Source organism: Cognatundibacterium luofuense (genome assembly GCF_018139685.1).
GTDB lineage: Bacteria > Pseudomonadota > Gammaproteobacteria > Burkholderiales > Burkholderiaceae_D > Undibacterium > Undibacterium luofuense.
In genome coordinates, this window is record NZ_JAGSPN010000335.1 from 1 (window position 1) to 352 (window position 352).

Here is a 352-nt window from a genome sequence, read left to right on the forward strand (position 1 = left end):
TAGCGGCACTCACAAGAAAATGAAATAAGTGCATTACCCCTCACTCAGGTTTCTCCCCTTTCAGGCTTGTCTGCATCTCCTTGCAGCAAGCCTGTTTTTCTTTGTCTGTCCAACAGCAGACCAGTCAATACTGCTCTGATTCAGGACGCTGCACAGACTGCAATATGTGCAAAAATTCCATACGGTTCGCTGCATAGTCAGCGGGCTGGCTCCACATCGTCAGGTAGACATTTTGCTTAGCGATACGGTAATGCGCCACCATGAAACCTAAAGGCTGTTGCGCGATATGATCTTTACCCATATATTCAAACACGGATACTTTGTTTCCATGAATGACAAGCCATTCAAATCT

The 352-nt window shown here is 45.7% G+C and carries 1 protein-coding gene; it reads right to left on the reverse strand.

Annotated features, from left to right (window positions below; all coding sequences use genetic code 11):
* Positions 1-124: 124 nt before the first annotated feature.
* The coding region (locus tag KDM89_RS20670; RefSeq protein WP_212689724.1) for a hypothetical protein at positions 125-352 on the reverse strand (228 nt) is incomplete at its 5' end.